Annotated in this window: 1 pseudogene; it reads left to right on the top strand. The window is 60.8% G+C overall.

Features of this window, described 5'->3' with window-relative positions:
* Window positions 1-220: pseudogene (locus tag H6B10_RS15335) on the top strand (MFS transporter); the annotation flags it as partial.
* Window positions 221-462 lie beyond the last annotated feature (242 nt).

Below are 462 nucleotides of genomic sequence, written 5' to 3'. Positions count from 1 at the left end.
CCAGGCGCAGCTGCGAAACCGTCAGGTGCAAACCGCCAACCGGGCTACGGCCTTGAGCATCCATGCCATGATTCTGGATTGCGTGGCCATCGGTACCAATCTGGCCTTCGGCGCGCTGGCCCAATGGGATCTGCGGCTGGCTTTCGGGTTTGGGGCGGCGGTCTGCCTGGCCGCCCTGGGGCTGCTGGCCTTCTGGCGGCGGCGCACCCATCTTGTATAAGGCACGAAGCAGGGAGCAAAAGCCCCCTGCTTTTTCTTGACAGTGTTGGTCTATTGTGATAGACTAAAGATGAAAGCAGTCTATGATGATCGACCGAAAGGAGGGGTCCCGATGTCTGTACAGGAACCGCTGCGCCTGGCGGAAGGAGAATACCGCTTTGCCTGCCTGGTGTGGGACCATGAACCGCTGCCCAGCGGCGAGCTGGTGAAGCTGGCCGCCGACGCTCTGGGTTGGAAAAAGAG

Source organism: Gemmiger formicilis, from assembly GCF_016901605.1.
Lineage (GTDB): Bacteria > Bacillota > Clostridia > Oscillospirales > Ruminococcaceae > Gemmiger > Gemmiger formicilis_B.
This window is presented reverse-complemented; position numbering and strand designations above follow the sequence as displayed.